At 70.7% G+C, this 3,006-nt stretch carries 6 protein-coding genes and 1 pseudogene; 2 read left to right on the top strand and 5 right to left on the bottom strand.

What is annotated here, in order from left to right:
• The first annotated feature begins 72 nt into the window (after positions 1-72).
• Positions 73-765: a radical SAM protein gene (locus D7X12_RS40590; protein ID WP_120630465.1), complete on the top strand. Its 693-nt coding sequence runs from the start codon at positions 73-75 to the stop codon at positions 763-765.
• Positions 766-769: 4 nt separating this feature from the next.
• Here the strand turns inward: D7X12_RS40590 and D7X12_RS40595 are convergent, their stop codons facing one another.
• Positions 770-1,210: a hypothetical protein gene (locus D7X12_RS40595; protein ID WP_120630466.1), complete on the bottom strand. Its 441-nt coding sequence runs from the start codon at positions 1,208-1,210 to the stop codon at positions 770-772.
• A gap of 15 nt (positions 1,211-1,225) precedes the next feature.
• The gene (locus D7X12_RS40600; protein ID WP_120630467.1) at positions 1,226-1,507 is read right to left on the bottom strand and encodes a hypothetical protein; all 282 of its coding nucleotides are present in this window, start codon (positions 1,505-1,507) and stop codon (positions 1,226-1,228) included.
• 92 nt (positions 1,508-1,599) lie between these two features.
• On the opposite strand from D7X12_RS40600, the gene D7X12_RS40605 reads away from it, so the two are divergent.
• On the top strand, positions 1,600-1,905 hold the full coding sequence (locus tag D7X12_RS40605) for a hypothetical protein (RefSeq protein WP_120630468.1): 306 nt from the start codon (positions 1,600-1,602) through the stop codon (positions 1,903-1,905).
• A gap of 14 nt (positions 1,906-1,919) precedes the next feature.
• Here the strand turns inward: D7X12_RS40605 and D7X12_RS40610 are convergent, their stop codons facing one another.
• From D7X12_RS40610 to D7X12_RS40620, 3 genes and pseudogenes are all read right to left on the bottom strand, one after another.
• A complete protein-coding gene (locus tag D7X12_RS40610; RefSeq protein ID WP_147443975.1) occupies positions 1,920-2,321 on the bottom strand; it encodes a hypothetical protein in 402 nt (133 codons plus the stop codon).
• 186 nt (positions 2,322-2,507) lie between these two features.
• Positions 2,508-2,747: a GIY-YIG nuclease family protein gene (locus D7X12_RS40615; RefSeq protein WP_120630471.1), complete on the bottom strand. Its 240-nt coding sequence runs from the start codon at positions 2,745-2,747 to the stop codon at positions 2,508-2,510.
• 68 nt (positions 2,748-2,815) lie between these two features.
• A pseudogene (locus D7X12_RS40620) lies at positions 2,816-3,006 on the bottom strand (CBS domain-containing protein); the annotation flags it as partial.

Raw genomic sequence — 3,006 nt, forward strand, 5'->3', positions numbered from 1 at the left:
TCCCTGGATGCAGCACCGGGCTTGACCCGGCCCCCCCGGGTGCGCTTGATGCGCCCCTCCGCACCGTCCGCCATGCCTGTCGCACGCCCGCACATCGAGCCCCGCCGCCTCCCCTCCGCCGACTCCGTGGTGGTGAAGGAGATCTACCTCTCGCTCCAGGGCGAGTCGTCCCACGCGGGGCTGCTCTGCGCCTTCATCCGCCTGACGGGCTGCCACCTGCGCTGCACGTACTGCGACAGCGAGTTCGCCTTCCACGGCGGCAGCCGCATGAAGAACGCGGACATCGTCACGCAGATCCTGGCGCTGAACACGCCCGCGGTGGAGGTGACCGGCGGTGAGCCCCTGCTCCAGCCCGGCGTCTACCCGCTGATGGAGTCGCTGCTGGGCGCGGGCCTCAAGGTGCTCCTGGAGACGAGCGGCGCCATCGACGTGCGGCTCGTGCCCCCGGCCGTCCATAAAATCGTGGACATGAAGACGCCCTCGTCGGGCGAGTGCGACCGCAATGACTTGCGCAACCTCGTGTCGATGAACGCCAACGACGAGCTCAAGTTCGTCATCGGCTCGCGCGAGGACTACGAGTGGTCCCGCGCGCTCATCACCGAGCACCGCCTGGGCACGAAGCCCTACAGCGTCCTCTTCTCCACCATCTTCGACAAGCTCCACCCGCGCGAGCTGGCGGAGTGGATCATCGAGGACCGGCTCCCCGTCCGCTTCCAGCTCCAGATGCACAAGTACCTCTGGGATCCGAACGCGCGCGGCGTGTGACGCCTCAGCGCCGGAGCAGCAGCAGATACGCGCCCAGCGCGAGCCACAGCACCACGGCCAGCAGGTTCACCGCCGACAGCCCCGCCAGCACCCGCACGAGCAGCCGGCCTCGCGGCGCGCCGCCCACCCGCGCGATGCGGCGCGACTCCCTCGCGGCCAGGAAGGCGCCCAGGCCGCCCGCGAGCAGTGAGCCCACCGGCGGCAGCAACCGGAGCAGGAGCCCGAGCGCGACGACGTTCGCCACGAGCAGCACGACCGCCGCGCGCGAGGGGCGGGTGTTCCGGACGCGCCATTCGACGCAGGGCTCGCAGTACGCCGTCTCGTCCCGCACCTCCGTGCAGACGCCGCACAGGAAGCCGCCGCAGCGCGCGCAGACGGCCACCGCGGCCACGTCCGGATGCCGGGCGCAGCGGGCACCCGGGGTGCTGGCGGCGGGCCCGGCCATGCTTCGCGCGGAGGCCTAGAAGCCCGGCGGCGGGGTGCGCGCCGCCACTTCCGCCAGGCCGTGGGCGCCCATGCCCAGGAAGACCGCGGTCAACACGGTGCTGGCCAGGAAGCCGGCGACGATGAGGTTCTTGCGCGGGTGCTCGAACTGGCTGAAGGCGTAGACGAGCATGTAGCAGGGGATGAGCAGCACCATCACCCCCGTGCCCACGCTGCGGCGGAAGGCGTGCGTCACCAGGATGACCGCGCACACGAGCGAGGCGACCCCGAACAGGATGGCGAGTGGCAGGAGCGGCACGTCGCCTCCCTTAGCATGCCTTCGCCCCTTTCGCGGCGGCCGGACGCATACTAAGGACGGCCCGCCGCCCACCCGCCGAGGAGGACCCTTCCATGTCCCTGTTCAAGACCTTCCTCATCTTCATCCTGGCCGGCACCCTGCTGGGCACCTTCATCGCGTCGCTCGCGGCCCCCTCGTACATCGAGTGGTACAACAGCACGCCGCTGGCCACGCAGACCATGTGCAACCTGCCGGAGGTGGTGCGCAGCGTGACGACGTCGCTGATGCACTACCAGCTCATGGGCGGGGCCATCGGCGCGGGCGTGGGCCTGCTGCTGGCCATCGTCGTCGCCGTGCGCGCCCGGAGCCGTGCGAAGCAGCAGCCCGGCTCTCCGCCGCCCACGGCCGCCGCCGGGTAGGCTTGAAGGCCGCGCTACTTCTTGATGACGAAGAGGGCCGGCGACTGGCCAATCAGCACGCCGCCGTTGCGGTCCTCCACCTCCACGTAGAGATAGATGGGCGTGTCCGGGTTCTCCGGGGGCGAGGGCACCGTCCAGGTGGGCGTGGCCACCGAGGTGCTGCTGAACGCGCCGGCCGGCTCCGCGGGCACCTGCGACCATTTGAAGAAGACCTCGTCGTTCTCCTGGTCCTTCACCTCCAGTTGGAGCTGGAGCACCGTCCCCTCCTCGAACTTCAGCCCGCCTGGAGTCGACGGTGAGCCCAGGGGACGGGGCCCCTTGAGGATGACAGGCATGTGGTTGGGCGTCGGGTAGCAACCGGCCCCCACCCCACCCAGCGCGAGCAAGACGAACAAGAACGAGCGAGACCGAGGCATGGACATCCCCCTGCAAGGAACGTCCACACCCTAAATCGAGCCCCGGATTCCGTATACCCGGCCAGGGACCCATACGGATCATCACCAGGCGATGAAACAGAGGGCCGCCCGCCGCCAACTGTCGCGCGGTCCGCACTCCGTGCCGCCCATGAACTCCGCGCGGCCAACACGCCGCGGGGACGAGCGTCAACGCCTCCCGGGTCGCCGCGAGCAGAGCCGCAGCTTGTCCGCGCGCGTCAGCCGCTTGATGGCGGCCTCACGGCGCAGCGCGGCCCCGCGATCCTCGGCGGGCTCGCTCCACACCAGCACCACCGGCAACCGCGCCCGCGTGTACGCGGCGCCCTTGCCCCGACCATGCGTGGCAAGCCGGCGCTCCAGGTTGTTGGTGGCGCCCGTGTAGAGCGTACCGTCGCCACAGCGCAACATGTACACGGTCCAGGCGGCGGGGGCGGCTTCTGACACGACCCCCCATCCTACCGCCCGGGCCCCGACCGTCAGAAGAGCTTCTGCCTGCCCTTCGTCCGGGCGGCCAGACGCGCCCGGTGCAGGCGCCTGCGACCACTGTCCCCCAGTCCCACCGGCTGCGTCTTGCTGACGCGCGCCATGATGTCCGACACCGGCGCCAGCGGATCCGCCCGCCACGCAGCCAGCACATGCGCTTCGTGAACCACCCCCACCAGACCGC

The sequence above is a fragment of the Corallococcus sicarius genome (assembly GCF_003611735.1).
In the GTDB taxonomy this organism is placed as follows: Bacteria; Myxococcota; Myxococcia; order Myxococcales; family Myxococcaceae; genus Corallococcus; species Corallococcus sicarius.